We start from the raw sequence: 25,152 nt of genomic DNA on the forward strand, positions 1-25,152 counted from the left end.
TGGAGTAGATTAGGTGGCTAAAAAAGCCTTTAAAATCCTCTTTTTTACCACTTCTATAATCGTTGCTATTGTTGACAAGTAGAGCAATGCAGTATGAGAATATACTGTTTAAACGTCCATAGGATGGTCTATTTTAGCTAAAAGTCCATTTGCAGTACAACTGAAGGATGCATTAGAGTAATTAGACAAAAATATGGCTAAATAGCTAAAAAGTATTTAATACCAATGGTTTTTAATGTTTTTTTGGGTTAAAAGTACTATTTTATCAAGACTTTTTCTGATTTCAATAAACGTCGTTTTTGTTGAATTCCACCCTTTCCAGAGTATCCACCGAGACGTCCATCTGATCTGATGACTCGATGGCAGGGTATTTTAGGTGGATAGGGGTTTTTACCCACTGCATTAGCAACAGCTCTGAATGCCTTAGGTTTTCCAATAGCTTTAGCAACTTCCAAGTAGGTTTTAACTTTACCTTTGGGTATTTTCTTTAGGTAATTCCAAACTTTTAGCTGAAACTTAGTTCCCTTTAAGTTCATAGAGTTCAAACCCAGTGTTATTAGCTATTTTATCGTATAATTTCTTTGCATTTTCATTGGAAGAGTGGGTGATCCAACGAATTCCATCCCAATTATTGGCTTTAGATAATGATTTTAGGTGACTAATAAGTTTTTGAGCTATTTTTTGACCTCTAAATTCTGGCTCTACAAACAAATCATCTAAAAAACCAATATATTGGCCCTTAATCGGTCTTGGCATTGTTCTGTAATGAGCAATTCCAACGATTTTACCCTCTAATTCATAGCAAATAGCATTAACATCATGACTTTTATCATGAATCCATCCCCATAAAATGTCTAAAATCCCTGTATTCATTGGGACTTTGTAAAAATTAGCATAACTATTGTATAATTTAGCCCAATTTTCCTTATCTTTTTTCACTAATTTTCTAATCATTTGCTTTAAATAACAACTTTAAATTATTGATATCTATAAACTAATTACCCAAATTTCCAAATCTTGCAGCCTTTTTACATTTTTCAATTTTTTTTATATATGGCTTATAATGTTCTTCGCAAACTTTTAATTTGGCTCTAAATTCATAAGTAGTTCCCATATATGCCGCTGTAGCGACAATGATCGAACCAAAAAGTATGGATAAGATAATAAGATATTCTTTTTTCATTGTCTTAAATTATAGCTATTGACATAAGAAATCACTTAATATATTACTAACGATAATTAAAGGTTATCAATAGTAATATATATATGAATGATATAATAACTGACATAAAAGCATTACAAGATGAAACATTATTAAATCTTAAAAGCTCTAAAGCTAAGAATACAATAAGAGCTTATAAGTCAGATTTTAATGATTTTGGATTGTTTTGCACTCAAAACGGATTCAAATCTTTACCGTCAGAACCAAAAATAATCTCTTTATATTTGACGCAGTTGTCAACTAAAGACTTTAAAATCAGCACCATAAAAAGAAGGTTGGTATCAATAGGAGTGATACATAGGCTTAAAGGTCATTATCTGGATACTAAACACCCTTCTATTATTGAAAATATTATGGGGATAAAACGAAGGAAAGGTAGTAATCAAAAAAGTAAAAAACCATTACTAATCAATAGTTTAAAACAAATAATTAATGTAATAGATGATCAAGATAAACAAGAAATAAAAAAAATTAGAGACAAAACAATTATCTTAATTGGTTTTTCAGGTGGATTTAGAAGAAATGAAATAATCTCATTGAACTATGATGATCTAGATTTTGTTTCAGAAGGCCTAAAAATCAATATCAGAAGGTCTAAAACAGACCAATTTGGTGAAGGCTTTGTAAAAGCACTACCCTACTTTGATAAATCAAAATATTGTCCAGTAAATTCGTTGCAAAAATGGATAGAGATATCAAAAATTAACTCAGGTCCTTTATTTAGAAGATTTACAAAAGGATCAAAATTGTCAGAAAACCGATTAACTGATCAAACAGTTGCTTTATTAATCAAGGAATATTTAATGTTAGCTGGTATAGACAGTAAAAATTACTCTGGTCATAGCTTAAGATCAGGGTTTGCCACATCAGCGGCCGAGTTTGGTGTTGAGGAAAGAAGTATTATGGCAATGACCGGACATAAGTCGAGAGAAATGGTAAGAAGGTACATTAAAGATGCTAATTTGTTTAAAAATAATGCATTGAATAAATTTAAAGTTTAAAACTAATTTTTTTATTTTTAAATCTAAGATAATGAGGACCATATTAGTAGTATAATAAACACTCTTTATTATATTTGTCGTAACAATTACCAGCAATATGATTTCTATTTTTTATTATTGCACATTTAAGATTAAGTTGAGAACTAAGTCTTTCGGTCAAAACGCAGCCCACTGATCCCGCACCTATTATTAATATATCAAGATTTTTTTTCATTTATATCTAATTCAAAAATTGATGGATAAATTCGTTCCAAAAAATGCCCAGACTCATAATCACTACCAACATCCTTATACTCGTTGATAATATCTTTATATATGTCTTTTTTAACTGATAAAATATTTTCTTTATTAGTAGCAAATATTCCATTTAAACTTGTTATATATTTGTTAAGTTTTTTATTTTTAAAATAGTAATTAAAAAAATTATTTAATGGATAAATTTTTGATAATATAAGTTTGTGTTTAATATTTTGAGAAGTAATATGCTCAAATATTCTCATTTTAGGATCAATTATTTTTGGTTTTTCATATTTAAATAAAAAATAACTATCACTCGATGAGTAAAAACCTTTAAATTTTTTCTTGTTAATAGATGCAATTTTATCAAAAACTTTTGTAAAATTTCTAGTTCTATCCTTGATGTTTAAAAAAGAAGCACTGAAAAAAAAATTAATTTTAGATAAATTTTCATAATTTTTGATAATATGAAATAGATATGTTTGATATTCTTTTCCAATATTTTTCAGGTAAATTATCTTAATATTTTTTTTATTTAAAGTTATATCAAAGTCTATGTTGCCTTTAATATATATTGTGATTTTTTGATTACATGGAAGATATTTCAAGTAATCAAAGCTTTCATTATAATGAGCAACTATAAATTCTATTGTATTATTTGGTATAAAATAATTAATTTTATATCTTAATAATTTTAAATATAGAATATATTTATAATATGAAAAATTCATTAATCTTATCAATATTTATTTATCTAACATATTAATGTTTTATACTACAATAATATTAATAACCTATAAAAGTGATGTATTTCTCTTTGAATTTATAAAAAAAATTCCTCGTAATTTTCGTGTAATTATAATTGAGAATTCAAACAATCATAAAATGAAAAAAGATATTGAAAAAAGGTATTCAAATATAGATGTTTACTTAAAAGAAAATAACGGAGTTGGCTCAGCTTTAAATTATGCAGTTAAAAAAATAAAAACTAAATACTTCCTACAAATTAGTCCAGACATTAACTTTGATTTTAACGATATTTTAATTTTTACTGATTTTGCTAAAAAACTTAATGATAGATTTGCTGCAATTGGCCCAAAATTTTTAGATGTCAAAAAGAAGGGTCACAAACAGATATCTGAAAACGTTGAGTATGACTCAATAGATTCTATTCATGGATCATGCATGTTTATAAATAAAGAATGTTATAATAAAATCGGTGGTTTTGATGAAAATTATTTTTTATATTTTGAAGAAACAGATTATTGTTATAGGGGTAAAAAACTTGGATATAAATCATATCAAGTAAATAAATCAAAAGTGCGATCTAAAGGTCGGTCAGTCGACTTAAGTAATGATGATGAAAAAATTTCTAATATTTTACATTGGCATTTTATATGGTCGAATTTTTATTTTAACAAAAAAAAATATGGAAAATTGATATCTTTATTAGTTTTTTTGCCAACAATGATTAGGATAATTTTTAAGATTTCTTTAAATAAAATAATAAAAAATAAAAAACAACTGAACAGATATAAAATCAGATATGATGGTTTAATAAATTCAATAAAAGGAAATAAATCAAGTCTACGACCTTAAATTTTTAAATATTATGACCCCAAGTATTAAATTCAAATAATTTTTTTTTAGAATTAGTTAATTTAATATATTTTCTAGTATGCTTATCAGAAATAATACATTTATTTTGATTTCTGTAATTGAATGTTTCACTAAATTTACAATTGTTTAGAGTAAATTTATGACCATCTGAGTTTATGATAAAAATTTTATAATTCTTATGTTTAAGAAAATTTGTTAAATTATTTTTTCCACTCTCAATTTTCCATGCATCTAGCTTATTATTTATTATTTTATTTTCAATAAATCTTAAAAAAACTGAACCTTTAATTAAAAAATTAGCTGTCCTTATATGAGGATTAGGAAAAGAATAAAAATATTTTTTGTAGAAATTTTTTTTTATAAGATGTGAGAAAAACTTATAAAATTTTTTTAATTTTAGAGATGTATACAAACTTTCATATGAAGCGGATGTTGCTATTAACGTTTTATCATTGAAATGTTTTAATAATTTACCAAGCCATGAATTTGTATTTGGATATGAATGACTATTTAAAAAAAGAATATTGTAGTTTCGATAAAGTTTAGCAACTCTTTTGTAGCTTCCAAAATCATAATCATTTACCGTAGATGGATCAACAAATTCTATATATTTAATATTTTTTAAATATTTTCTTATGTAAATAATTCTTTTGCTATCTATTAGTTTAAAACAAATTAATAATCTATGTGATGCTCCAGATGAATATTTTTTGTAATATTTAGTAAAATTTATTAATTGATATATATTATCAAATTTAGTAAATAAGAAACATACCAAATTTTTTTTGTTCATTAAACTTTTATTTTATTTATTAATTATTCTTGGGAATGGTAGGTGTGTTATAAATTTACCGCCATTATTAATATAAGTTTTTTCTTTTTTAAAAATCTCTTTTTTAAAATTCCAAGCACCCAAAAAAGCATAGTCGTATTTTTTAAGAATATCTTTTTTGTATCCTAAAATTTTAATGTTTTTTCCTGGTAAGAATGTATTTACTTTTTCAGGCGTGGTATCAGTAAAATTTTTAATAAGATCATAATCTATATTACAATAATTTAAAACAGTTACAGCTTTTGCGGTAGCCCCATATCCAATAATCTTTTTATTATTCTTTCTTATCTTATTTAAAATTTTGATAAAAAGTTTTTTCGATTTAATTGATTTAATAGCAAAGTCTTTATAAGTTTTAAATTTTTCTAATCCATTTTTTATTTCTTTATCAATTTGTTTTTTTACTGAGGGTTTTACATAATATTTTTTATTATTTCTTTTTTTAATAAAGTATCTTAAGGATCCACCATGCGTAGGTAAATCTTTTACATCAAAAATTTCTAAATTAAATTTTTTTAACAAGTTTTTTAATGCAATCGCAGAAAAAACATAAATATGCTCATTGTAAAATTGATCATAAGCATTATTTTTAATACACTCTAGTAATGATGGATCTTCTACAATGAGAACACCATCTTCTGACAATATTAAGTTTATAGACTTAAAAACATCATTGAGATTGTTAATATGTGTTAAAGTGTTTGCAGAATATATTAGATCCACTTCTTTAAATTTTTTTTTTATTTTAGAAGAAAGTTCTAAATTCCAATAATCATCATATGTATAATATCTTTTTGCTTTAGTTATTTTAGCTAAATTTTTGCAAGGCTCTACTCCAATAGCTTTATCTTTATTAAAATGAGTTAACAATGCACCATCGTTACTACCAATTTCTAATAATAGTTTAGGGTTAAATTTTTTTTTAATTTCGTTAGATAGTTGTCTAAAAGATGTTCTCATTGTTGATGACATGGACGATCTATATGGATATTTTGAATTAAACATTACAAATGAAGGTATTCTCTTCGAAATAGATACCATTTTCGATTTAGTATTAAAATAAAGTTTTAAATTATATTTAGGTTGTTTTGCAGAATATTTTTTTAAAAAATTGTTTGCTAATGGCTGAACACCTAGATCTAAAAAAAACTTATTCATAATTATTTAAAAAAATCTAAATCTAAACCTACTTTATCTTTTTTTGATAATATTGGATTTTTTCTTGGCCATTTAATCTTAATTTTTTTATCATTCCAATTAAGTGTTTTTTCAGAATTGGCGTCTCGATAGTTAGAACATTTGTAGTTTACTGTGCAAGTTTTAGACAGACACATAAAACCATGGGCAAATCCAGCTGGTATATAAAATGAAAAATCAGATTTATCTGAAATAATAATGCCTACATACTTACCAAAAGATTTAGATTTTTTTCTTAAATCAACAGCAACATCATATATTTTTCCATGTGTAACAGTAATTATTTTTGCCTGTGATTTGTTGGTTTGAATGTGTAAACCTCTAAGAACGTTTTTTTTAGAAAATGACATTACGTCAAAAGGAAATTTAATATTATTCAATAAATTATTTCTAAATGTCTCTCTTAAATATCCCCTACTATCTCTAAAAATTGTAGATTTGATTAGTAAAGGTCCGGGTATTTTAGTTTTTATTAATTTCATTAATATTTAAATTGTGCTTATTTCCAAAATTATAAATATATTTAATATAACAATAATTAAACTTATCTATTATATAATTTATAAAGTAATTAAGATTTTTATTAGGTTTATTGAGTGGTCCTTGATATTTAATATCAGATTTTAAAATGTATTTTTTAAAAAACTTAATACTAATGCCCCATTTTAATAAAAAAATCTTAGCACCCCTACTCCCAGACTCAGTTTTTATTGAGGGATGATTTTTGTATTTTCTGGTTACTATTGAACCGAAATGATAAACTTTAAAATCATTTATTCCTTTGAAAATTCTAACCCCCTCACACCATAATTTCATATTTAAATCTGGATCTGAACCAGTACCAGGAAAAAACTCCTCACTAAACCCACCAACTTTTTCCCACATTTCTTTATGAATTAAATGAGGAGCCCATGTAGAACCTTGAAAATCATAATAATTAGCATCATCAATTTCATTAAGTAGTTTGTCTTCATCAAATGATTTTAAATCACTACCACAATCTAAATCAATTTGACCATTATTAACCATCGTCCCTGATAAATAAAATTTGTTATGACCAATTTTATCAAGTTCATTTTTCAAAACATAATCCCAATTAGGGCAGAAGTAAAAATCATCATGAGCATAAAGTAGATAATTTGTTTTAGATCTTTTAGCAGCCATATTCATACCAGTGCATATTCCAGAATTATGCACTGTATGAGTATAGGTAAAAGAATTTTCTTTTAAAAAATTAAGCGTACCATCCGATCCATCATTTACATGAGGAATTATTTCATGTGTATTATATGTGGAATTTTTTTTTATACTTTCAATACATTTTTTTAAATAATCTAGATTATTAAATGTGGGTATTATAATTGAAAACATCTATTTATCCCAAACAAAAGTATTTTTGCTTTTATAGTCAAATGTTTTAGAAAGTATAAAATCAGCAACTAAGGTTGAGTTTAAAAACTTTAAATAAAATTTTTGTCCAGACTGTGAAATTTTTTTTCTTTCATCTTTATCTTTTTGATATTTACTTAATTTATAACTTAAATCATTAATGTTGCTGTAATTGATAAAACAATTTTCTGGTATAAAATCATTAAAAGATATCTCCTCATCAATAAATGTTAATAATCCATTACCAAATAATTGAGCAATTCTATCACTACTATAATATTTAATAGGCTTTCCTCGGCTTAGATTTAAACCCATTGATGAATTAGATATTTTTTTTAAGAAGTTATCTCCCCAAACGGGCTGAACATTGTTCATGCCATATACGTCAAATTTAATTTTTTTATTTTTTTTCTTAAGTTTATTGATAAATAATTCTCTATTATCATATTTACCTTTTTTTAAAGATCCACGATGAACACCATGACTCATTGCAAAAAATAAATCATTTTCACAATCACTTTCATAATTTTTTAAAATCTCAAAAGATTGGTCACTAGGATTTGGTATATAAAAAGAATTATTAATTTTTTTTGTTATAGAATTAGGATCGGTAGTTACAAATGTTGAATCTAAAAGGTTTCCATGTTTATTAATTCTTTCATTATTCTTAATATAATCTGGTCCATATTTACCTAAAGGATCTAAAAACCATTGAGCAATTTTTAAATTTTTATTTAGATTTTTTAATTTTTGTAATGTTTCACTATCAACGGAGTCAGCGTGACCTAAAATTATACAATCTGCTTTAAAATTTCCATAGGTATCAATTATTGTTTTTTGTAAGGTTTTTTTCCCATCAAAATCATTTATAGATTTGTTCCTACTTATTATGTCCCTATCACTTATAGCTAAAACATTATGTCCCAATCTAACAAAACCATTTTGTAATCTTTTACCAGTATTATAATGAAGGCGTCCGTCAAAACGCTGGTTGAAATTTGTGATATGGATAATTTTATAAATAATATTTTTATTTATATTAAAAATATTAATCTTTTTTTTTGTCAAATGGGAATCTCTCAATATGTCAAAGATCTTTGATACATAGGCATGAGTTAAAATAAAATTTTTATAATTATCTTTTTGAATAGATAATAATCTTTTCTTATTAAGTATAAGTTTTTCAATTTCATTAAATAAAGTTTGACTATTGAGATTTTTTAATATTATTGCAGATTTAGCCGTTTCTGGAAGACCACCCCTATCACTAATTATAACAGCACTTCCCCTGCTTGAAGCTTCTAAACTGGTTCTGCCAAAAGGTTCATTCCATCTGGAGCAAACTACAGATATGCTTATTTCTTTCAGAGTTTTCAATATATATTCATTTTTTTTAAAACCTAATATTTTTAAATTTTTGTGTTTAAATAATAACTTTTCTCTTGGCTCATCTCCAAAAACTTTAGCTGACCAATCAGGATATTTATCTAATATCTTAACTATAGCATCTCCAAATAAATCGTAGCCTTTAGCTTTATTAAGCTTTCCTACAAAAGAAATTATTTTTTTTTTATTATCAAAATTAATTTTTGTTTTAGAGGAAGATTGGTAACACACAGATGTTTTGAGCAATAAATCATGTTTATTTTTAATATTTAAAAAGAAACGATTTTGTGACCATTGACTATTAAAAATAATCTTATCAACGTTATTTAGTAGAAAAATTCGCTCTTTTATAGTTTTGGAACCATTCATTGTTAGAGGATCATTATGAAAGATTAAAAATAATTTATTTATATATTTTTGTTTAATTATTTTTATATAATTTGGTCTATTGTGAACTTCTATAAGTTCTGTATCTAATTTCTTTTGAGCCTTAAGAAAAGTTTCAACATAAATTTTACTAGTACTTTGAAATATTTTTTTATTTAACTCTAAGTTAATATAATTTTTTGATAATTTTTTTTTAGATTGGGTGTTACCAAAAATAAGAATATCTTTGTTAAAAGAACTTATCTTTGTAATATCGTTTACAAATAGTGATACAGCACCTGCATATTGAGGTGAATAATTTTCTTTATAAGGCAATAATATAGAAATTTTCATTTATTATATTTTTCTAAAATCTCTTTTCTTAATACTTTATTGTGTTTTAATTTATATTCAAATGACATTGCTTCATTTTTACTTTTAAATTTTTTTTTATAAATTAATTTCCACTTGTAACCTTTGGTAGATTTTGCGCCTTTATTGGAATTGTGTTTATTTAATCTTTTATCAATATCTATAGTATATCCAACATAACTCTTTTTAGTCCCTGGAGTGATTGATTTAAGCATATATGTAAAATAATACATGAAGATTATGGCGGTCCCTGGGGGAATCGAACCCCCCTTTGCAGGATGAAAACCAGCTGTCCTAACCGATAGACGAAGGGACCACGTTGTGATCTTTTATTTTAAAAGTTATTATTTATCAAGCGCAATTAAGCTACAAGATAAGGTCTCTAATTGTTAATTGAAGAGTTTTTTTATTATTCCAGATATTTTCATTGATTTGACCTATTACATTAATGCTATTTTTATAACTCATTAAGTATTCACCAATCTTAGTGTTAATAGAATTAAATGATATTGATTTAATCGAATACCCTGTTTTTGATTTTAGCATTGTAGATATGTGCTTGTTATTTAATAATACAGGTTTAATTATTTTTAAGTCCTTTATAAGAAATGTTGGTACTGGGTTGCCTGTCCCAAAAGGTTCTAATTTCCTTATATGGTCATAAAAACCTTTGTTAAATGCAAGTGATGAAATTTCTGATTCGTATGAGAAATTATTATGATTTACTGTATTAGATTTTAAAAAATCTTTTAAGATGTAGTTTTTAAAATCTTTTAGGTTGGATTTATTTAGTGTAAATCCAGCAGCCATATTATGGCCACCACCTTTTAAAATTATACCTTGATCTAGTGAATTTTTAATTACACAACCAATATTATAATTATAAACTGATCTTGCAGATCCCTTTAATAATTCATTAGAAGCGGTAATAACAATAGAGGGTTTATTAAAGTAATCCTTTAATCTAGCTGCAATAATCCCTATTAAACCTTCATTAATATTTGGATTATAGTAAATAATTACATCCTTATTTTCTATTTCAATCTTTTTAAAGTCAATTTCTTCTAATATTAAATTTTCAATTTCTTTTCTTTTATCATTTAGTTTAATTAGGGATTTTGATCTATCATTTACAACTAAATCATTATTAGAAGATAATAATTCTGTGGCATATTGTGACTTTCCCAACCTACCACCAGCATTCAATATAGGACCAATTAGAAATCCTAGATCATTAATATTAATTTTATTTTTTTTTTCATTTAATTCAAACAAAGTACTTAGTGGTAAATTTTTTGTTATATCAAAATTTTTAAGAGCATTTAATGCAATTAATCTATTGAGTTTTCTTAAAGGCATAACATCACAGACAGTAGCTAATAAAACATATATCAAATAATCAGACATATTTATTTTAGTTTTGATTTTTTTAATCAGTAAATCTAAAAAAAAATATGTAAGTGTTGTTGCACATAAATAATCGTACTCTTTATAACCATTATCTTTTTTTGGGTTTATAATTGAATTTGCATTTGGAAAAGGCTTATTAATTTCGTGATGATCAATGATTAAAGATTTTATTTCATTCTCATTTAAAAAATCTATTGCTTCATTAGATGTTGAGCCACAATCCACCATAATAATTAATTTAGGCTTTTCTAAGATCAGCTTTTGGAATAGTTTTTTGGTAGCTCCATAACCATCTTTTTCTCTATCAGGTATATAATAAAAAAATGGATGATTTATATTTTCAAAAAATTTAACAAATAAAGATGTAGCTGCAGAGCCATCAACGTCATAATCACCTAAAATACATATTTTTTCATTATTATTGATAGAATTTAGAACAAGGTTAATAGATTGACTGAAATCTTTATTATTTAAAAAAACGTTGTTTAAATCTAAATCTGTATTGATTGTTGCTATTTCATCATTATCAAATCTTCTTGAAATAATTAATCTAGATAAAATTTCACTAAAATTATATTCTTGTTTTAATTTATCAGCAATATTTTGATTAATTTTTTTTTGTTCCCACTTCTTACCTGAGACAGAAATCATTCTGAAATAAGATTTGTTCTCTTTAAGATTTTTGTAAATTTTAAACTTTTATGCGTAACTAATGTTTCGGTTGTATATTTGTTATTATTGATTTTTACACTACCTAACATCTCGCTTGTAGTGATTCCTGTAGAGCAAAATATAGAGTCTCCTCTTATAATTTCATTTAATTCATATTTTCTGTTCAAATCAGTTATTCCCATGTTTTTTGCATCTTTAATATCTTTATCGTTATCAAATATAAATCTCCCTTGAAAATGACAGCCAAAAGCATCAAGGGCTGATGCCGCTAACACTCCTTCTGGACCACCGCCAATACCCAAAAATATATCAACATTATATTTTGGATTTGTCACATACAATGCACCAAGAACATCACCATCAGTAATTAATTTAATATTTATATTTAGTTGCTTTAATTCATCAATTATTTTTTTGTGTCTTGGTCTATCCATTACACAAGCTGTCAGTGATGAAATATCTTTGTTTAGAAAGTGCGCAAGATTTGTTACATTTTTCTTCAATGGAAAGTCTAAATCAACTAATCCTTTTTCAATTGGTCCGGTTGCAATTTTATCCATATAAGTTTCTGGTGCATTAAAAAGATTTCCTTTTTCTGCAATTGCAATAACAGATGTTGCTCCAGGTAAATTATTTGCTGCAAAATTTGTACCCTCTAAAGGATCAACAGCAATATCAAAATAGGGTCCATTTTTATTTCCAAGTTTTTCACCTGTATAAAGCATGGGTGCCTCATCGAGTGAACCTTCGCCAATAACAACTTCACCATTCATATCTATTTTATTTAATTCTGATCGCATTGCGTCAACAGCTGCTTGATCTGCTGCAATCTTGTCCTTTTTGCCAACCAAATAAGAAGAAGCTAGAGCTGCTTTTTCAGAAACTTTTAAAATTTGATCAACATATTTTTTATCGATAGCCATTAATCTTTTTGAGTGATTGATTCAGTAGCATTGATCTTAGATTCAAATTCTTTTAATCTTTTATAAACACTGGCTAACTCAATGATTGTAGGCCATGATCTAAAAATATATTGCATAGACCCCTCTACTCTTCCAAAAGCTCTTATAATTTGCTGCATTACCCCTAATGTCACAACGCCAGCAACTATTGCAGGGGCTAAAAAAACATAGGCCGAGAGAACATTAGCTTGAAGATAAGTTATACGACCTAGATTAAAATAAAAATATCTTAAGTAAGACTTAAAATGAATTTTTCTTACATCATTAAATAATTCATCTAAGTTCTTTGGTCTTACTGTTATATCATCTTCAGCTATAACAAGTAATTTTCTATAAGAGGCTTCATTTTTTTGAAGATCGTATTCTACTCCAACTAATCTTAAAATTGAACCTAATATAATTAAGAAAAGAGTTCCACCTACAGTCCATATAAATGCACCTGTTACCAAACCATAACTCCAATCCCCAAAAAATAAAATAGGTATTCCAATACTTAAACCAAATAATATAGGGGTGAACTCAACAAGCATCATTATTGCTTCTATAAAGCTAGTACCAAGTCCTTCCATAATTCTTGAAAACTTTATTGTGTCTTCCTGAACCCTTTGTGAAGCCCCTTCAATAGTTCGGGCCTTATCATAGACACTGTGATACCAATCAATCATTGCAGTTCTCCATCTGAATAAATAATGTGAGGTAAAGAAAGCAACAACCGTAGCCAAAGCCACATAAATACCTGCTAATGTAATAAATGATAATAAGCTTGCCCAGTACTCTCCAATTGTGATTGAGTTTGGGGCTGCTAAGGCTTTTTGTATCATGTCATAGAACTGACCAAACCATTCATTTATTTTAACATCAATTTGTACCTGAACCCAAAGCGATGAAAGAATAATAAATGAACCAACCCATGACCATAATCGCCATTCTTTTTGAGTAAAAAATTTAAACATTTTTATTTTAAAAAATTATCTGCGTAGGATTTTTTGACCGTTTTTCTTTTTTGAGGTTCAATGATTTTAAAGTCAATTTTATTTTTTTTTGCGTATTCTATTGCTAATTCTTTAGAAGAAAATTCTAAATTTAATTCTGAAAGAGTATTAGAGTTAGTTTCCCAACCCATTAAAGGATTAATTCCTGTATCTTCAGTTTCAAATTCAATTAACCATTTGTCTGATTTACCTAGACCAGACTGCATTGAATTTTTAGTGGGTATATAAATCTTTGCTTTTTTCATAAAATGGTCGGGGCGGCAGGATTTGAACCTGCGACCCTCTGGTCCCAAACCAGATGCGCTACCAGGCTGCGCTACGCCCCGATTGAGGTACTAATACATTAGATATTGATAATTTCAAAGAATAAAGAACATCAAAAATAAGGCTTTTTTACAAGAATCAGATATACATCAATTATGATCATCACTTGCAATAATTGTAATAAAAAATTCGATGTAGACTCAAGTTTAATTCCTGACCTGGGTCGTTTATTGCAGTGTGCTAGCTGTGATCATAAATGGTTTTTTAAAAAAGTAGTTCCTGAAAATACTGTAAGTCCAACTGATGAAGATATTAGTGATGATAATGTTAATATTTTTGAACAAAATAATTCACCGATCAATGATGTAGAAAATGTATCAGATGCGTCTATTGACGAAGTAGAAGTTAACTTAGAAGAAAAAACTAAAGAAAAAATTGAGATAAATAAAGTTGAAAGCACACAAGTAAATATACAGCCAAAAAAACAAAAAAATTTTAAAATATTAAATATTTTTGTTGTATCAATTATTTCATTCGTAGCTTTTATAATTATTGTGGACACGTTTAAATATCCTATTGGGAAAATTGTCCCAAATGTCGAATTTATACTTTATAATCTGTATGAAAGTATTAAAGATATCTCATTATTTATTAGAGATTTAATATAAAATTATGATTAAAAATCTTTCAAAGCCTTTTAAATGGTTTTTTCAATTAGAAGCGGCAAGTGGTCTTGTATTATTAATTGCAGCAATTATTGCTCTGGTAATAAGTAATTCTAGTTTAAGTAATTTATATTTTGATACATTAAATCAATACCTATTTATAGGTATTAATGATTTCGGTTTAAAACTTTCCGTACATCACTGGATTAATGACTTATTAATGGCAATTTTTTTTTTCTTTGTAACACTAGAAATAAAACGAGAGTTCATTCAAGGTGAGCTTTCTAATTTAAAAAAAGCATTGCTGCCAATTATAGGTGCTGTTGGAGGAATGGTCGTCCCTGCTCTAGTCTATGTTTTTATAAACCTTGGTAATTCTGAAACATTAAATGGTTGGGCAATTCCATCTGCTACAGACATAGCATTTTCATTGGGAATTTTATCCTTACTTGGTTCAAGAGTTCCAATTTCTTTAAAAGTTTTTTTAACGGCTCTTGCTATAATCGATGATCTTGGTGCAATATTAATTATAGCTTTTTTCTACTCTGGTGACTTAAGTATAAGTTATTTAAGTTTAATCTTAATTTCATATATTTTGTTACTTACCTTAAATAAATTTGGTGTTAAAAAGTTTATTCCCTATTTGATAATTGGTGCCTTCATGTGGTTCTTCACATATAAGTCTGGAATTCACGCAACAATAGCAGGTGTTCTTTTAGCTTCAACCATACCTCACAGAATTAAAGAAAAAGATTTCTCTTTATTAATTAAATTAGAACATGCAATCAGTCCTTACGTTGCTTTTATGATAATGCCTATATTTGCATTTGCTAATGCTGGCGTGTCTTTGGAGGGACTATCATTAACTTCATTATTAGAACCTGTTCCATTAGGTATTCTTTTAGGGTTATTTGTGGGTAAACAAATTGGGGTTATGGTTGTTTCTTTCATTGCTGTTAAATTTGGTGTGGCTCAAATGCCAGATAAATCTAGCTGGCTAAGCTTATATGGAGTTTCAATTTTAACAGGGGTTGGTTTTACTATGAGTTTATTTGTTGGAAACTTAGCCTTTGCCGAAAATATTCAGTATATTGATGGAGTAAAAATTGGTGTTCTTGCTGGATCCTTACTGTCTACTGTATTTGGATATTTTATATTATTGTATGCTTCTAAAAAATAAGTAATGGTTTATAAAAATAATTTATTAATTCTATTAATCCTATCTATGTTTACATTTTTTGAAAAAGTTGATGCTAAATACGAAAAGCTATTTTTTGATCATTCGATAAAAAATATAAATAATGAAACTATTGATTTAAATCAATACAAAGGAAAAACTATACTTTTGGTAAATGTTGCTAGTAAGTGTGGATTTACTAAGCAATATACAGGCCTGCAAGAACTTTATGAAAAGTATAAAGACAGAGGCTTCTATGTAATTGGCGTTCCATCAAATCAATTTGGTGGTCAAGAACCAGGCACTAATTCAGAAATTAAAGATTTTTGTGAAACTAATTTTAATATTACTTTTCCAATAACAGACAAAACTGATGTTAAAGGTAATAATGCCCATGACTTATATAAATGGGCAAAAAAAAATTATGGTAATTCAACTGTTCCTAAGTGGAATTTTCATAAAATATTGATTAATAAAGAAGGAAAAATACAGGACACGTTCAATTCTTTTATTACACCAATGTCAGATAAGATAACAAAACAAATAGATTTAATTCTTTAAACTAACAGTCAAACCATCAAAACCAGGAATAATATTTTTGGGTAATTTTTTCTTAAGTTTTACATAATCTAAATCGCTATGCATATTTGTTAATATAGTTTTTTTAGGAGTAAGGATTTTAACTATTTCTAAAACCTGATTTAAATTGAAATGAGCTGAATGATTACGGTACCACAGACAATCAATAATTAGATATTCTAAATTTTTTAATTTTTTGTAATCTTTTTTAAAGAATAGACTAATATCACTTGCATAGGCTAATTTATTGTTAATTAAATAGCAAATACTTTTAATCTTACCATGTTGAACAGGTATTGATTCAATTTTAATTTTTTTATCTTTAATTATAAATTCATGTTTTTTTTTAAGGCTATTAATATTCAATGTTGATGGATAACTATAGGATGATTTAAAACAATATTTAAAAGTTGAAAGCAAATATTTCTTAGTATTAGGGTCTGCATAGACTGGAATTTGTTTCTTGTTTATCAAAAAAAATGGTCGAAGGTCATTAATACCATGTGTCTGGTCAGCATGAAGATGGGTATAAAAAACTTTACTAATAGATTTAATTTCATTTTTTAGAAGTTGTGATCTCAAATCTGGCGATGTATCTATTAAAATATTTTGATCATTAAATTTAATTAGAGCAGAACACCTTGTTCTAAAATTCTTTTTATTATTTAAATCACAATCTCCAGAATATCCATCTGCTCTAGGTACACCCATTGAGCTACCACTACCTAAAATAACAAATTTAAGAGACATTATAGATTAAAAAGTTTATTAAAATTTTGAGTAGTTAAATCTGACATTTCTTGATCAGTTTTTTCTTTTAAAATAGATAATTTTTCTAAAGTATATTTAATAAAACTTGGTTCATTTTTTTTTCCTCTCATTGGTATGGGCGCTAAAAATGGACTATCTGTTTCAACAAGCAGTTTATCTAAGGGAATATTTTTAAAAGTTTCCTGAAGCTCTAAACTATTTTTAAAAGTAATTATTCCGCTTGCTGAAAAAAAGGCATTTAATTCTATTAATTTATTTGCAAAATTTAACGAACCAGTAAAACAGTGCATCAAAATTTTAAGTTTTTCTGATTTATATGATTTTAAAATTTCATACGTTTCATCCTCTGCATTTCTAGAATGTATGATAATAGGCATATCAAGCTCTATAGAAGCCTCTATATGAGCTTTAAAGCTATCAATTTGCCTTTCTTTATTACTATGATTATAAAAAAAATCTAAGCCTGTTTCACCAATACCAATAATTCGTTCATTTTTATTTACTTGATTTGTTATATAATTTTTATCAATTAAATGACTTTTCTCAGTCTCATGAGGGTGAATACCAAAAGTTCCATAAATCATCGGGTCGGTTATAATAATTTTTTTTATCCTATCAAAACTTTCAGGTGTAGTGCATATGGTTAATAATTTTGAGATTCCGACTTCTTTAGATCTTTTTATAACTTCATTTAAATTTTCAAGTAAAGGTTCATGATCTAAATGACAATGAGAATCAATCATGTTTCTTTTCAATTTTTTTAAACATAATATCTATTTTGTTAATTGGTTTTCCAGATATTAGATAGTCATGTTTTGCGATAGATTCAAAATTAATTGCATCAATATTTAAATTAAAAATCTTTAAGGCTTTTTCTATTGAGCTTGGAATTATTGGATAAAGCATAAATGAAATTTTTCTAATCATTTCTAAAGACGTATAGACAATGGTATTTAATCTATCTTTATCATCTTTTTTTTTCCAAGGTTCTTGATCATTAAAATATTTATTTGCTTCAAATAAAGAGCTAACAATGAAATTAATATAATAATTAATATTTTGATTATCAATTTCAGTTCGTATTAGATCTAAATTATCAGTAAATTTATTTAGCATCACTAAATCTTCATCATTAAATTTTACATTACCAGGAACTAATGAAGAGCAATTTTTCTCAGCAAATGCAGTCACTCTTTGACATAAATTACCATAATTATTAGCTAAATCACTATTGATACAATCCTCTAATCTATCTTGTGAAATATTACCATCATTTCCAAATGAAACTTCTTTAATCAAATAATATCTTAATGGATCAAGTCCATAAATTTCGATAATATCTAAGGGATCAAGAATATTTCCTTTTGATTTTGACATCTTTTCATCACCAGATAAAATCCAGCCATGACCATATACTTTCTTAGGTAAAGGTATTTTTGCAGCCATTAAAAATGCAGGCCAATAAACAGAATGAAATCTTAATATATCCTTACCTATTAAATGAACAGATGCAGGCCAAAATTTTTTAAACAGCTCATCATTTGTATCTGGGTAGTTTAAAGCACTTATGTAATTGGTTAGAGCATCAAGCCAAACATAAATTACATGATCTTGACTATTAGGAACTTTGATGCCCCAAGAAAACGCTTTACGGCTTATGGATAAGTCTTTTAACCCACCTTTTACAAAACTAATTACTTCATTTTTTCTGGATTTTGGTGAAATAAAGTCTGGATTTTTTTCATAATGATTTAGTAGTTCATCTTGCCACTTAGATAATCTAAAAAAATAAGACTCTTCCTCTATCCATTCGACCAGAGAACCAGATGAAATGGCAATTTTAACGTTTTCTTTTTCACTAATTTCTTCATCACTGTAATAAGCTTCATCAGAAACAGAATACCAACCAGAATATTTTGATAAATAAATATCATCATTTTTTTCAAGCTCATTCCATAGATGTTGAACTGTTTTTTTGTGTCTTTCTTCAGTAGTTCTAATGAAATCAGTATTAGATAAATTTAATGTTTTTGAAAGATCTCTAAACGTTTGACTAATTTCATCACAAAAAGTCTGAGGATCAATTTTTTTTTTCTCTGCTGCTCGTTGTATTTTTAAACCATGTTCATCAGTTCCTGTTAAAAAATGAACATTAAACCCATCTATACGTTTAAATCTTGCAAAAAAATCAGCAACGATACTAGAGTATGCATGACCCATATGGGGTCTCGCTGAAGGATAATAAATTGGCGTAGTTATATAGTAATTTTTATCCATTTATAACAATTTTGATTTAAATTCTAAAAATAAACTTTCTTCATCTAGATTAAATTTTTCCGTATCATAAATTTTTTTTATAAATTTTTGATAAAAATTAATTAATGTAACCTTAGAATTTGTTATCAGATACTTTTTCAAAAAGAATAGCTGGATTAGATTTATTAATAAAATTTTGACAGATTTATTTTTCTTATAATAATTATTTTCTATTATCGAACTTATAAAACTTGAAATAGTGTGATTTTTTAAATTAATTGATTTTTCTTCAGCAAAATTAAACAAACTAATGATTTCACCAGGTGAATTATAAAAACTTAGTAGGTCATAGTTAATAAAATCAAGTACATTTTTATCCAGTATTAAGTTTGAAATACTTAAGGACTCATTAAATGTAAAATTAATTTTGAATGTTAAACATCTTGATTTAAGTGTGGGTAGTATATTTTTTTCACTGTTATTTATTAAGATAAAAAAAACATTTTCATTTGGTTCTTCAATAATTTTAAGTAATGCGTTAATAGAATTCTTATTTAGATTTTCAACATTATCTATTAAAATAAATCTTGCCATATTATTAAATGTTGACTTATTTGTGTAACTAATCATTTCACGTATTTGACCTACATCAATGCTTTTTTTTTCTGTTAATAAATCTATTAAATAGAAATTTGGATGGGAGTTATTTTGCAAAAGTTTATAGGATTTATTGTCCTTATTGATGCAAAAATTTTCTAAATTATATTTATAATCCTCATTTTCGGACAAAATATAATTGATTAAATGATAGGCTAATGTTGATTTTCCTGATCCTTTTTTTCCAGACAGTAAAATTTTATTAGGCAATTTTTTGCGCTTATATAGTCCACTTAATTCATGAAAAAAATTTTCCATACCATAAATTTTAGTGTTTTCAGATGGTTTTAAATTCATAAATCTAAATTAAGTCGTTAATTTTATTTAATATTATATTTTCATTAAGATCTATATCTAGATTTGAATTTATTCTAATATATTTTTTAGGATTTTTTTTTAATATCTTTATAAAACCATTTTGTACTTTTTCATAAAATTTACTGTTAAATTTATCATATCTGTTAAGCTTTTTTCTTAGCTTAAGCCTTTTTTTCATATTTGATAAATTTACTATATTTAAAAAAGTAAAATCAATTTTAATATTTTTTAAAAGATGATCGTTAATATTTTGTATAAACTTAAGGTTTACACCCATACCATAGTGTTGGTAGGCAATAGTTGAGTCTGAAAACCTATCTATCAATATTATTTTTTTACCAACATTTTTTCTTATAATTTCCATATTTTCACTTCTTGCTGAAAGATAAAGTAGTAAATCAGTTTCTTTATTAAATGTTGATTTGTTATTAAGAATAAGATTTCTTATTTTTTCTGAATTTGCACTGCCACCAGGTTCTCTAATCTGAATAAATTTAATCTTTTTACGTGTTAAGTAGTTAGCAACATTTTTAATATGATGAGATTTACCTGTCCCCTCTATACCTTCAAATACAATTATTGGTTTTTTAGACATCGCCCCAAATTAAAAAATTAATTGATTTCATTATCCTTGAAAAAACATTTAATTTCTTAACATCTTCATAAGCAAGTAAATCATATTCTTCGATAAGTTCACCATCAAAGATTAGCTTTAATTTTCCTAAGATATCATCTTTTTTAATAGGTGCTTGAATTGGACCATTATAATTCAATGATACCTTCAATAGTCTTTTTTTTGCTTTAGGAATAGTTTTGTAGATATCATTTTTTATATAAGTTTTAACAGTATCCTTTTTACCCAACCAAACATCAATGTCTTCTATTGGTGTGTTTGCTTTTGTAATTTCAACCAGGTCAAAATTAGTTAAACCCCATGTTAAAAGTTTGGCACTTTCACGAGATCTATCATTTTTAGTATTAAAGCCACTACCTACAGCTATTAGTCGTCTTCCATTTCTTTCAACAGATGAAGCCAGTGAATATTTTTCAACAGCTAAATAACCAGTTTTAATTCCATCTGCCCCAAGGCTTTTATATAATAATGGATTTCTATTGCCTTGAGTAATGGGGTCACCTCCTGTTCTATCCCAGGTAAATTCTTTTTCTGCAAAATACTTATATTCTTCAGGATACTCTTTAATAAGATAATTAGACATAAGCATAATATCTCTTACAGTTGATAGGTTTTCAGTATCATTAATACCTGATGAATTAGCAAAATTAGTATTATTCATTCCTATTTCTTTAGCTTTCGCTGTCATCATCACTGCAAATTCATCCTCTGATCCAGCTATACCTTCAGCTAACGCAACACATGCATCATTTCCAGATGCAACAATTATTCCCCTAAGTAAATTTTCCACACTAACTTCATCACCAACCATTATAAACATTGAAGAATAGCCAGCTGATGAAAGTCTCCAGGCATTCTCTGATACTAAAAATTTCTCATCTAAATTTAGATCACCACTTCTAATTAAATCAAACGCAATAATTGCTGTCATAATTTTTGTCATTGATGCAGGATAAATTGATTTATCGGCATCTTTTTCAAATAATATTTCACCAGAAAGATAATCTTGTAATATTGCTGTTCTAGCCTTTACATCAAATGCTGCATTTGCATTAGTTGTTAGTAAGAGCGTCAATAAAACTGTTATAAGTCTTAATTTAATCATTTTTTATAATCTCAACATTTTCAAATTCAAGTATGCTTATATCATTAAATGATTTTTGTAGAGAGTTAATGTTATTAAAAGGACCAGCATATACTCTATATTTTTTTTCATTAATTTTTTTGATTTTAACATTTTTAATCATGGTTTCTTTTACGATTCTATCAAGTAGCAATGATGCTGTATTATTAAAATAAAAATCGGCTATTTTTATTTCATAAGAAAATTTTTTACTTAATTCATTTTTAGTATTTGTTTTTTTAGTATTAAGGTCACTAATATTAATATTGTTAACTGGTGCCTTGTTTGCAACTTTTTTTTCTTCTTCAAACGTCTTTGCTCTTTTTGCAACAAATATTGAGTCTTCAAGGACTTCTAAAATCTCTACATAAGGCTCATTTTCATTCAAACCAATTTCATCTGCTATTCTAAATGATAATACTGCATTATTAAATAAAGGATAATCAGCATTACTACCAACAGTGCCTATAATTGATTTGTTATTTAAAATATTGGTAATTTTTACAATTGTATTTTTTTTTAAATTTTTTTGAAAAATAACTAAGCTTCGTTCATCAATTTTTTTGGAAATAACCTTATCATAATAAAACTTATCATTATAAATAAGGCTAAATCCTTTATTTGTAAATGGATTTTCCAATGAATTAAGATTTTTATTTTTGGTTGAGGTAGTTGCTGTGCAGTTATTTAATAAAATTAAACAGCATAGAGTTAATAGTTTTTTATAAAGCATTTTCAAACTTTTCTTTTAATGTGCATACTGCGAGACTGAATCTTAAAGATCTATTCCATTGTAGTATTTTTTCATAATTATCAAAAACTATGTAGGCCGGATCTAAGTTTTGTGCATCTGGTATTATATCTTTGTCTGGCGTTATTATTGATGCAATCAAATTTTCATTAATAGAATTAAAACCATCTTCATTAATTATATATTTCTTTAAAAGTTTGAATTTAATTTTATGGTGAAGTTTTTTTGCAGATGTGTTTAATATATTGCTAGGTATATTCTCTTTTAATTTTACTTTAATGAAACAAGGTTGGTTTTTTTTCCATCCTATTTTATTTATGTAGTTTGCTGCAGATGCAAATGAATCTTTAGTTGATTTAAGCTCAATAATGTTATTTTTATCATAGTCTATTGCATAGTTGTCTATTGTTGATGGCATAAATTGAAAAAAACCAAAGGCACCTGCCCATGATCCATATAAAATGTTATGGTCTATTTTCCCCTCATCTATTAATTGAAGAATAGTAATTAATTCTTTGGTAAAGAAATCAGATCTACGTTGATCATAACTTAAAGTTGCAAGTGATGATAATATATCCATTTTTCCAACATAAGTTCCAAAATTAGTCTCTATTCCCATTAATGCTAAAAGCAACTCTTTCTCAACAAAAAATTTATTATCTACCGAATTTATGAAATTTTTATTTAATTCATAAAGTTTAATGCCCGCACTTACTTTTTGTTTAGAAGTTCTTTTGGATATGTAAGTTTTAGTATCTTCATAAAACTCAGGTTGAAAACGGTCATATTTTATTACATCAGGTAAAAATACAACATCAGACATTGCTAAATTGAATGTCTTTTCTGAAATTTTTTTTTCTAAAGCATGGGCTTTGAAATTAACCAACCACTCCTTAAATTCTTTTTCATTGGCATTTAGTGTTCCGTGAATAAATGTGAAAAATATAATTATAAAATATTTAATTATGTTCATATAAATCTTTTAAATAAATAATTACAGCAATCCATATTAAAATGAAACTTAATGATTTATCGAAAGAAAAAGCCTCATCATAATAAAAAAAGCCCAATAAAAATTGAAATGTTGGGGTTATGTAGAAAATCATTCCAGTGGGTCCAAGGCCACACAACTCAACACCTCTTACATATAGAAATAGAGGTATAACAGTCATTGGTCCAGCTAACATTAGTATAAACATTAATGAAGGCTCGTTAATACTAAAAATATTTAAATTATTTTTAAAAAGTAAAAAAAAAGCAAATAATGCAAATGGTAATATAAAAAGACTTTCTATTAAAAGTCCAACATCGGTATCGACATTTACTTTTTTTCTAAGAAGATTGTAAAAACCCCAACTTAGAGCTACAATTATTCCAACCCATGGTATTGAATGAAAACTTTTAAACAAAAGAAATGATATAGACAGCAAAACAAGAAGTATGGAAAGACCTCTTTTTTTATTAATTTTTTCACCATAAAAGATATATCCTAGAAATACGCTTAAGATTGGCATAATAAAATAACCAAAGCTTGCATCAATAATTTTTTCTGTACCCACTGCATAAATCCAGGTTGCCCAATTTATAAAAATTAGTAAGCTTGAAAAAAATAAATAAATTATATTTCTTTTATTTTTTATAATTTCAAAAAAAATATCCCATTTAGAAAAATAAAAGGTAGTTATTATTAAAGCTACAGATGTCCACACACAACGATGGATCACTACCTCTATAGAACCTGCAAATGAAATATATTTGAAGTAAATAACACCAATAACACCCCACCAAAAAGAACCTAGTGCAGTTAATCCTATACCTGTATTGAATTTTTGCTTTTCCACAGTAATAAATTTATACCTATTAAATGATTATCTGTTTAATTTATCAATTTTATTGTTGAATTAAAAATTTATAATAATAAAACGTTGCTAACGGAGAGATGGCAGAGTGGTTGAATGCACCGGTCTTGAAAACCGGCAAAGGGGCAACTCTTTCCTGAGTTCGAATCTCAGTCTCTCCGCCACTATTCATTTGCATAATTATAATTTTTAAACATCTCTGAAACTTTGTTTAATTCAATTTGAATTGTTAGATTTTGACCTTGATTAAATTTATAAAGATTCTCATCATCAAAGTCTAACAAATCACACAAAAGGGTTAGCTCTTGTTCATTAAACTGATCAATATATTTTTTAGTAAATGAACCTAACAACTTATCCATTTCTTTAGTGCCTCTATAGTTAGCTCTATAAGTTATTTTATTTTTTAAATCCTTTATATTAATGGTCATAATATTTAA

General features: G+C 26.3%; 30 protein-coding genes and 3 tRNA genes. 6 read left to right on the plus strand and 27 right to left on the minus strand.

All coding sequences use genetic code 11. The features are described from left to right. Positions 1-257: 257 nt before the first annotated feature. Genes AC5SLN_RS02955 through AC5SLN_RS02965 form a run of 3 tightly spaced genes read right to left on the minus strand, consistent with a single transcriptional unit; the run spans position 258 to position 1,183 of the window. Complete coding sequence (locus AC5SLN_RS02955) at positions 258-536, minus strand: methylated-DNA--[protein]-cysteine S-methyltransferase (RefSeq protein ID WP_494594060.1); 279 nt, start codon at positions 534-536, stop codon at positions 258-260. Then, positions 517-954 (minus strand): GNAT family N-acetyltransferase, encoded by a 438-nt coding sequence (locus AC5SLN_RS02960; protein ID WP_018414140.1) that lies wholly within the window; start codon positions 952-954, stop codon positions 517-519. The genes AC5SLN_RS02955 and AC5SLN_RS02960 overlap by 20 nt, the downstream gene beginning before the upstream one ends. A gap of 40 nt (positions 955-994) precedes the next feature. After that, entirely contained in the window at positions 995-1,183 is a 189-nt protein-coding gene (locus tag AC5SLN_RS02965; RefSeq protein WP_494594062.1) for a hypothetical protein, read from the minus strand. An 83-nt stretch (positions 1,184-1,266) separates the two neighbouring features. Here AC5SLN_RS02965 and AC5SLN_RS02970 point away from each other — a divergent pair, with 83 nt between their 5' ends. Beyond that, entirely contained in the window at positions 1,267-2,223 is a 957-nt protein-coding gene (locus AC5SLN_RS02970) for a site-specific integrase (protein WP_494594064.1), read from the plus strand. Between the two features lie 43 nt (positions 2,224-2,266). Here the strand turns inward: AC5SLN_RS02970 and AC5SLN_RS02975 are convergent, their stop codons facing one another. Next, positions 2,267-2,437, minus strand: a complete 171-nt coding sequence (locus tag AC5SLN_RS02975) for an NAD(P)-binding protein (RefSeq protein ID WP_494594066.1) — start codon at positions 2,435-2,437, stop codon at positions 2,267-2,269. After that, on the minus strand, positions 2,421-3,191 hold the full coding sequence (locus tag AC5SLN_RS02980) for a DUF3431 domain-containing protein (RefSeq protein WP_494594068.1): 771 nt from the start codon (positions 3,189-3,191) through the stop codon (positions 2,421-2,423). The genes AC5SLN_RS02975 and AC5SLN_RS02980 overlap by 17 nt, the downstream gene beginning before the upstream one ends. 34 nt (positions 3,192-3,225) lie before the next feature. Here AC5SLN_RS02980 and AC5SLN_RS02985 point away from each other — a divergent pair, with 34 nt between their 5' ends. Further along, the gene (locus AC5SLN_RS02985; RefSeq protein ID WP_494594070.1) at positions 3,226-4,059 is read left to right on the plus strand and encodes a glycosyltransferase; all 834 of its coding nucleotides are present in this window, start codon (positions 3,226-3,228) and stop codon (positions 4,057-4,059) included. 4 nt (positions 4,060-4,063) lie between these two features. On the opposite strand, the gene AC5SLN_RS02990 is transcribed toward AC5SLN_RS02985, so the two are convergent. From AC5SLN_RS02990 to AC5SLN_RS03045, 12 genes are all read right to left on the minus strand, one after another. After that, entirely contained in the window at positions 4,064-4,873 is an 810-nt protein-coding gene (locus AC5SLN_RS02990) for a hypothetical protein (RefSeq protein ID WP_494594072.1), read from the minus strand. Between the two features lie 12 nt (positions 4,874-4,885). Beyond that, the gene (locus AC5SLN_RS02995) at positions 4,886-6,070 is read right to left on the minus strand and encodes a class I SAM-dependent methyltransferase (RefSeq protein ID WP_494594074.1); all 1,185 of its coding nucleotides are present in this window, start codon (positions 6,068-6,070) and stop codon (positions 4,886-4,888) included. A gap of 2 nt (positions 6,071-6,072) precedes the next feature. Further along, positions 6,073-6,591, minus strand: coding sequence for a dTDP-4-dehydrorhamnose 3,5-epimerase (rfbC, locus tag AC5SLN_RS03000; RefSeq protein ID WP_494594076.1), 519 nt, complete (start codon positions 6,589-6,591; stop codon positions 6,073-6,075). Continuing rightward, positions 6,572-7,480 (minus strand): glycosyltransferase family 2 protein, encoded by a 909-nt coding sequence (locus tag AC5SLN_RS03005; RefSeq protein ID WP_494594078.1) that lies wholly within the window; start codon positions 7,478-7,480, stop codon positions 6,572-6,574. The genes rfbC and AC5SLN_RS03005 overlap by 20 nt, the downstream gene beginning before the upstream one ends. After that, positions 7,481-9,604 (minus strand): glycosyltransferase, encoded by a 2,124-nt coding sequence (locus AC5SLN_RS03010; RefSeq protein ID WP_494594079.1) that lies wholly within the window; start codon positions 9,602-9,604, stop codon positions 7,481-7,483. Continuing rightward, positions 9,601-9,837 carry a GIY-YIG nuclease family protein gene (locus tag AC5SLN_RS03015; protein ID WP_494578734.1) on the minus strand — a complete coding sequence of 79 codons (237 nt, stop codon included), beginning with the start codon at positions 9,835-9,837 and terminating at the stop codon, positions 9,601-9,603. Before AC5SLN_RS03015 ends, AC5SLN_RS03010 begins: the two co-directional genes overlap by 4 nt. 26 nt (positions 9,838-9,863) lie before the next feature. After that, positions 9,864-9,938 (minus strand) — tRNA-Glu (locus AC5SLN_RS03020). A 50-nt stretch (positions 9,939-9,988) separates the two neighbouring features. After that, positions 9,989-11,683 carry a single-stranded-DNA-specific exonuclease RecJ gene (gene recJ / locus AC5SLN_RS03025; RefSeq protein WP_494594081.1) on the minus strand — a complete coding sequence of 565 codons (1,695 nt, stop codon included), beginning with the start codon at positions 11,681-11,683 and terminating at the stop codon, positions 9,989-9,991. Further along, positions 11,680-12,627, minus strand: a complete 948-nt coding sequence (glpX, locus tag AC5SLN_RS03030; protein ID WP_494594083.1) for a class II fructose-bisphosphatase — start codon at positions 12,625-12,627, stop codon at positions 11,680-11,682. The genes recJ and glpX overlap by 4 nt, the downstream gene beginning before the upstream one ends. Further along, complete coding sequence (locus AC5SLN_RS03035) at positions 12,627-13,619, minus strand: putative transporter (protein WP_494594085.1); 993 nt, start codon at positions 13,617-13,619, stop codon at positions 12,627-12,629. Before AC5SLN_RS03035 ends, glpX begins: the two co-directional genes overlap by 1 nt. A gap of 2 nt (positions 13,620-13,621) precedes the next feature. Continuing rightward, on the minus strand, positions 13,622-13,903 hold the full coding sequence (locus tag AC5SLN_RS03040) for an ETC complex I subunit (protein ID WP_494594087.1): 282 nt from the start codon (positions 13,901-13,903) through the stop codon (positions 13,622-13,624). A gap of 4 nt (positions 13,904-13,907) precedes the next feature. Next, positions 13,908-13,984: transfer RNA gene (locus AC5SLN_RS03045), tRNA-Pro, on the minus strand. A gap of 93 nt (positions 13,985-14,077) precedes the next feature. Between AC5SLN_RS03045 and AC5SLN_RS03050 the strand changes: the two genes are divergently transcribed. The 3 genes from AC5SLN_RS03050 to AC5SLN_RS03060 are packed head-to-tail and all read left to right on the plus strand — an operon-like array spanning position 14,078 to position 16,325. Further along, positions 14,078-14,590 carry a zinc-ribbon domain-containing protein gene (locus AC5SLN_RS03050; RefSeq protein ID WP_494594089.1) on the plus strand — a complete coding sequence of 171 codons (513 nt, stop codon included), beginning with the start codon at positions 14,078-14,080 and terminating at the stop codon, positions 14,588-14,590. Between the two features lie 4 nt (positions 14,591-14,594). Then, positions 14,595-15,767 (plus strand): Na+/H+ antiporter NhaA, encoded by a 1,173-nt coding sequence (gene nhaA, locus AC5SLN_RS03055; RefSeq protein WP_494594091.1) that lies wholly within the window; start codon positions 14,595-14,597, stop codon positions 15,765-15,767. A 45-nt stretch (positions 15,768-15,812) separates the two neighbouring features. Further along, positions 15,813-16,325 (plus strand): glutathione peroxidase, encoded by a 513-nt coding sequence (locus AC5SLN_RS03060; RefSeq protein ID WP_006996916.1) that lies wholly within the window; start codon positions 15,813-15,815, stop codon positions 16,323-16,325. Here AC5SLN_RS03060 and AC5SLN_RS03065 read toward each other — a convergent pair. From AC5SLN_RS03065 to rarD, 9 genes are read right to left on the minus strand one after another with little or no spacing between them, the layout of a single operon-like run. Beyond that, positions 16,314-17,093 carry an MBL fold metallo-hydrolase gene (locus AC5SLN_RS03065; protein WP_494594093.1) on the minus strand — a complete coding sequence of 260 codons (780 nt, stop codon included), beginning with the start codon at positions 17,091-17,093 and terminating at the stop codon, positions 16,314-16,316. The two genes, AC5SLN_RS03060 and AC5SLN_RS03065, sit on opposite strands and share 12 nt — an antisense overlap. Next, on the minus strand, positions 17,093-17,857 hold the full coding sequence (locus AC5SLN_RS03070; protein ID WP_494594095.1) for a TatD family hydrolase: 765 nt from the start codon (positions 17,855-17,857) through the stop codon (positions 17,093-17,095). Before AC5SLN_RS03070 ends, AC5SLN_RS03065 begins: the two co-directional genes overlap by 1 nt. After that, positions 17,850-19,391 carry a methionine--tRNA ligase gene (gene metG / locus AC5SLN_RS03075; RefSeq protein WP_494594097.1) on the minus strand — a complete coding sequence of 514 codons (1,542 nt, stop codon included), beginning with the start codon at positions 19,389-19,391 and terminating at the stop codon, positions 17,850-17,852. The genes AC5SLN_RS03070 and metG overlap by 8 nt, the downstream gene beginning before the upstream one ends. Further along, positions 19,392-20,324 (minus strand): DNA polymerase III delta subunit-related protein, encoded by a 933-nt coding sequence (locus AC5SLN_RS03080; protein WP_494594099.1) that lies wholly within the window; start codon positions 20,322-20,324, stop codon positions 19,392-19,394. It abuts the gene before it with no gap. 4 nt (positions 20,325-20,328) lie between these two features. Then, positions 20,329-20,940 (minus strand): dTMP kinase, encoded by a 612-nt coding sequence (gene tmk, locus AC5SLN_RS03085; RefSeq protein ID WP_494594101.1) that lies wholly within the window; start codon positions 20,938-20,940, stop codon positions 20,329-20,331. Further along, positions 20,933-22,084, minus strand: coding sequence for a D-alanyl-D-alanine carboxypeptidase family protein (locus AC5SLN_RS03090; RefSeq protein ID WP_494594103.1), 1,152 nt, complete (start codon positions 22,082-22,084; stop codon positions 20,933-20,935). Before AC5SLN_RS03090 ends, tmk begins: the two co-directional genes overlap by 8 nt. Then, positions 22,077-22,835: a hypothetical protein gene (locus AC5SLN_RS03095; protein WP_494594105.1), complete on the minus strand. Its 759-nt coding sequence runs from the start codon at positions 22,833-22,835 to the stop codon at positions 22,077-22,079. Before AC5SLN_RS03095 ends, AC5SLN_RS03090 begins: the two co-directional genes overlap by 8 nt. Beyond that, the gene (locus AC5SLN_RS03100; protein ID WP_494594107.1) at positions 22,825-23,826 is read right to left on the minus strand and encodes a lytic murein transglycosylase; all 1,002 of its coding nucleotides are present in this window, start codon (positions 23,824-23,826) and stop codon (positions 22,825-22,827) included. Before AC5SLN_RS03100 ends, AC5SLN_RS03095 begins: the two co-directional genes overlap by 11 nt. After that, positions 23,813-24,694 (minus strand): EamA family transporter RarD, encoded by an 882-nt coding sequence (rarD, locus tag AC5SLN_RS03105; protein WP_494594109.1) that lies wholly within the window; start codon positions 24,692-24,694, stop codon positions 23,813-23,815. Before rarD ends, AC5SLN_RS03100 begins: the two co-directional genes overlap by 14 nt. Positions 24,695-24,786: 92 nt before the next feature. Here rarD and AC5SLN_RS03110 point away from each other — a divergent pair. Then, positions 24,787-24,876: transfer RNA gene (locus tag AC5SLN_RS03110), tRNA-Ser, on the plus strand. On the opposite strand, the gene AC5SLN_RS03115 is transcribed toward AC5SLN_RS03110, so the two are convergent. Further along, complete coding sequence (locus tag AC5SLN_RS03115) at positions 24,877-25,143, minus strand: succinate dehydrogenase assembly factor 2 (protein WP_494594111.1); 267 nt, start codon at positions 25,141-25,143, stop codon at positions 24,877-24,879. Positions 25,144-25,152 lie beyond the last annotated feature (9 nt).

Source organism: Candidatus Pelagibacter sp. PS_31, from assembly GCF_059417865.1.

Excerpts from the sequence above, each read along its gene's own strand:
- AC5SLN_RS02980 (WP_494594068.1), bottom strand. The coding sequence starts at position 3,191 with ATGAATTTTTCATATTATAAATATATTCTATATTTAAAATTATTAAGA.
- AC5SLN_RS02995 (WP_494594074.1), bottom strand. The coding sequence starts at position 6,070 with ATGAATAAGTTTTTTTTAGATCTAGGTGTTCAGCCATTAGCAAACAAT.
- AC5SLN_RS02975 (WP_494594066.1), bottom strand. The coding sequence starts at position 2,437 with ATGAAAAAAAATCTTGATATATTAATAATAGGTGCGGGATCAGTGGGC.
- AC5SLN_RS03090 (WP_494594103.1), bottom strand. The coding sequence starts at position 22,084 with ATGATTAAATTAAGACTTATAACAGTTTTATTGACGCTCTTACTAACA.
- AC5SLN_RS03035 (WP_494594085.1), bottom strand. The coding sequence starts at position 13,619 with ATGTTTAAATTTTTTACTCAAAAAGAATGGCGATTATGGTCATGGGTT.
- AC5SLN_RS02960 (WP_018414140.1), bottom strand. The coding sequence starts at position 954 with ATGATTAGAAAATTAGTGAAAAAAGATAAGGAAAATTGGGCTAAATTA.
- AC5SLN_RS03095 (WP_494594105.1), bottom strand. The coding sequence starts at position 22,835 with ATGCTTTATAAAAAACTATTAACTCTATGCTGTTTAATTTTATTAAAT.
- AC5SLN_RS03065 (WP_494594093.1), bottom strand. The coding sequence starts at position 17,093 with ATGTCTCTTAAATTTGTTATTTTAGGTAGTGGTAGCTCAATGGGTGTA.
- AC5SLN_RS03115 (WP_494594111.1), bottom strand. The coding sequence starts at position 25,143 with ATGACCATTAATATAAAGGATTTAAAAAATAAAATAACTTATAGAGCT.
- AC5SLN_RS03060 (WP_006996916.1), top strand. The coding sequence starts at position 15,813 with ATGTTTACATTTTTTGAAAAAGTTGATGCTAAATACGAAAAGCTATTT.
- rfbC (WP_494594076.1), bottom strand. The coding sequence starts at position 6,591 with ATGAAATTAATAAAAACTAAAATACCCGGACCTTTACTAATCAAATCT.
- AC5SLN_RS03100 (WP_494594107.1), bottom strand. The coding sequence starts at position 23,826 with ATGAACATAATTAAATATTTTATAATTATATTTTTCACATTTATTCAC.
- AC5SLN_RS03080 (WP_494594099.1), bottom strand. The coding sequence starts at position 20,324 with ATGAATTTAAAACCATCTGAAAACACTAAAATTTATGGTATGGAAAAT.
- AC5SLN_RS03005 (WP_494594078.1), bottom strand. The coding sequence starts at position 7,480 with ATGTTTTCAATTATAATACCCACATTTAATAATCTAGATTATTTAAAA.
- glpX (WP_494594083.1), bottom strand. The coding sequence starts at position 12,627 with ATGGCTATCGATAAAAAATATGTTGATCAAATTTTAAAAGTTTCTGAA.
- metG (WP_494594097.1), bottom strand. The coding sequence starts at position 19,391 with ATGGATAAAAATTACTATATAACTACGCCAATTTATTATCCTTCAGCG.
- AC5SLN_RS02970 (WP_494594064.1), top strand. The coding sequence starts at position 1,267 with ATGAATGATATAATAACTGACATAAAAGCATTACAAGATGAAACATTA.
- AC5SLN_RS03010 (WP_494594079.1), bottom strand. The coding sequence starts at position 9,604 with ATGAAAATTTCTATATTATTGCCTTATAAAGAAAATTATTCACCTCAA.
- AC5SLN_RS03050 (WP_494594089.1), top strand. The coding sequence starts at position 14,078 with ATGATCATCACTTGCAATAATTGTAATAAAAAATTCGATGTAGACTCA.
- AC5SLN_RS03040 (WP_494594087.1), bottom strand. The coding sequence starts at position 13,903 with ATGAAAAAAGCAAAGATTTATATACCCACTAAAAATTCAATGCAGTCT.
- AC5SLN_RS02955 (WP_494594060.1), bottom strand. The coding sequence starts at position 536 with ATGAACTTAAAGGGAACTAAGTTTCAGCTAAAAGTTTGGAATTACCTA.
- nhaA (WP_494594091.1), top strand. The coding sequence starts at position 14,595 with ATGATTAAAAATCTTTCAAAGCCTTTTAAATGGTTTTTTCAATTAGAA.
- recJ (WP_494594081.1), bottom strand. The coding sequence starts at position 11,683 with ATGATTTCTGTCTCAGGTAAGAAGTGGGAACAAAAAAAAATTAATCAA.
- AC5SLN_RS02990 (WP_494594072.1), bottom strand. The coding sequence starts at position 4,873 with ATGAACAAAAAAAATTTGGTATGTTTCTTATTTACTAAATTTGATAAT.
- AC5SLN_RS02985 (WP_494594070.1), top strand. The coding sequence starts at position 3,226 with ATGTTTTATACTACAATAATATTAATAACCTATAAAAGTGATGTATTT.
- AC5SLN_RS03070 (WP_494594095.1), bottom strand. The coding sequence starts at position 17,857 with ATGATTGATTCTCATTGTCATTTAGATCATGAACCTTTACTTGAAAAT.
- tmk (WP_494594101.1), bottom strand. The coding sequence starts at position 20,940 with ATGTCTAAAAAACCAATAATTGTATTTGAAGGTATAGAGGGGACAGGT.
- AC5SLN_RS02965 (WP_494594062.1), bottom strand. The coding sequence starts at position 1,183 with ATGAAAAAAGAATATCTTATTATCTTATCCATACTTTTTGGTTCGATC.
- AC5SLN_RS03015 (WP_494578734.1), bottom strand. The coding sequence starts at position 9,837 with ATGCTTAAATCAATCACTCCAGGGACTAAAAAGAGTTATGTTGGATAT.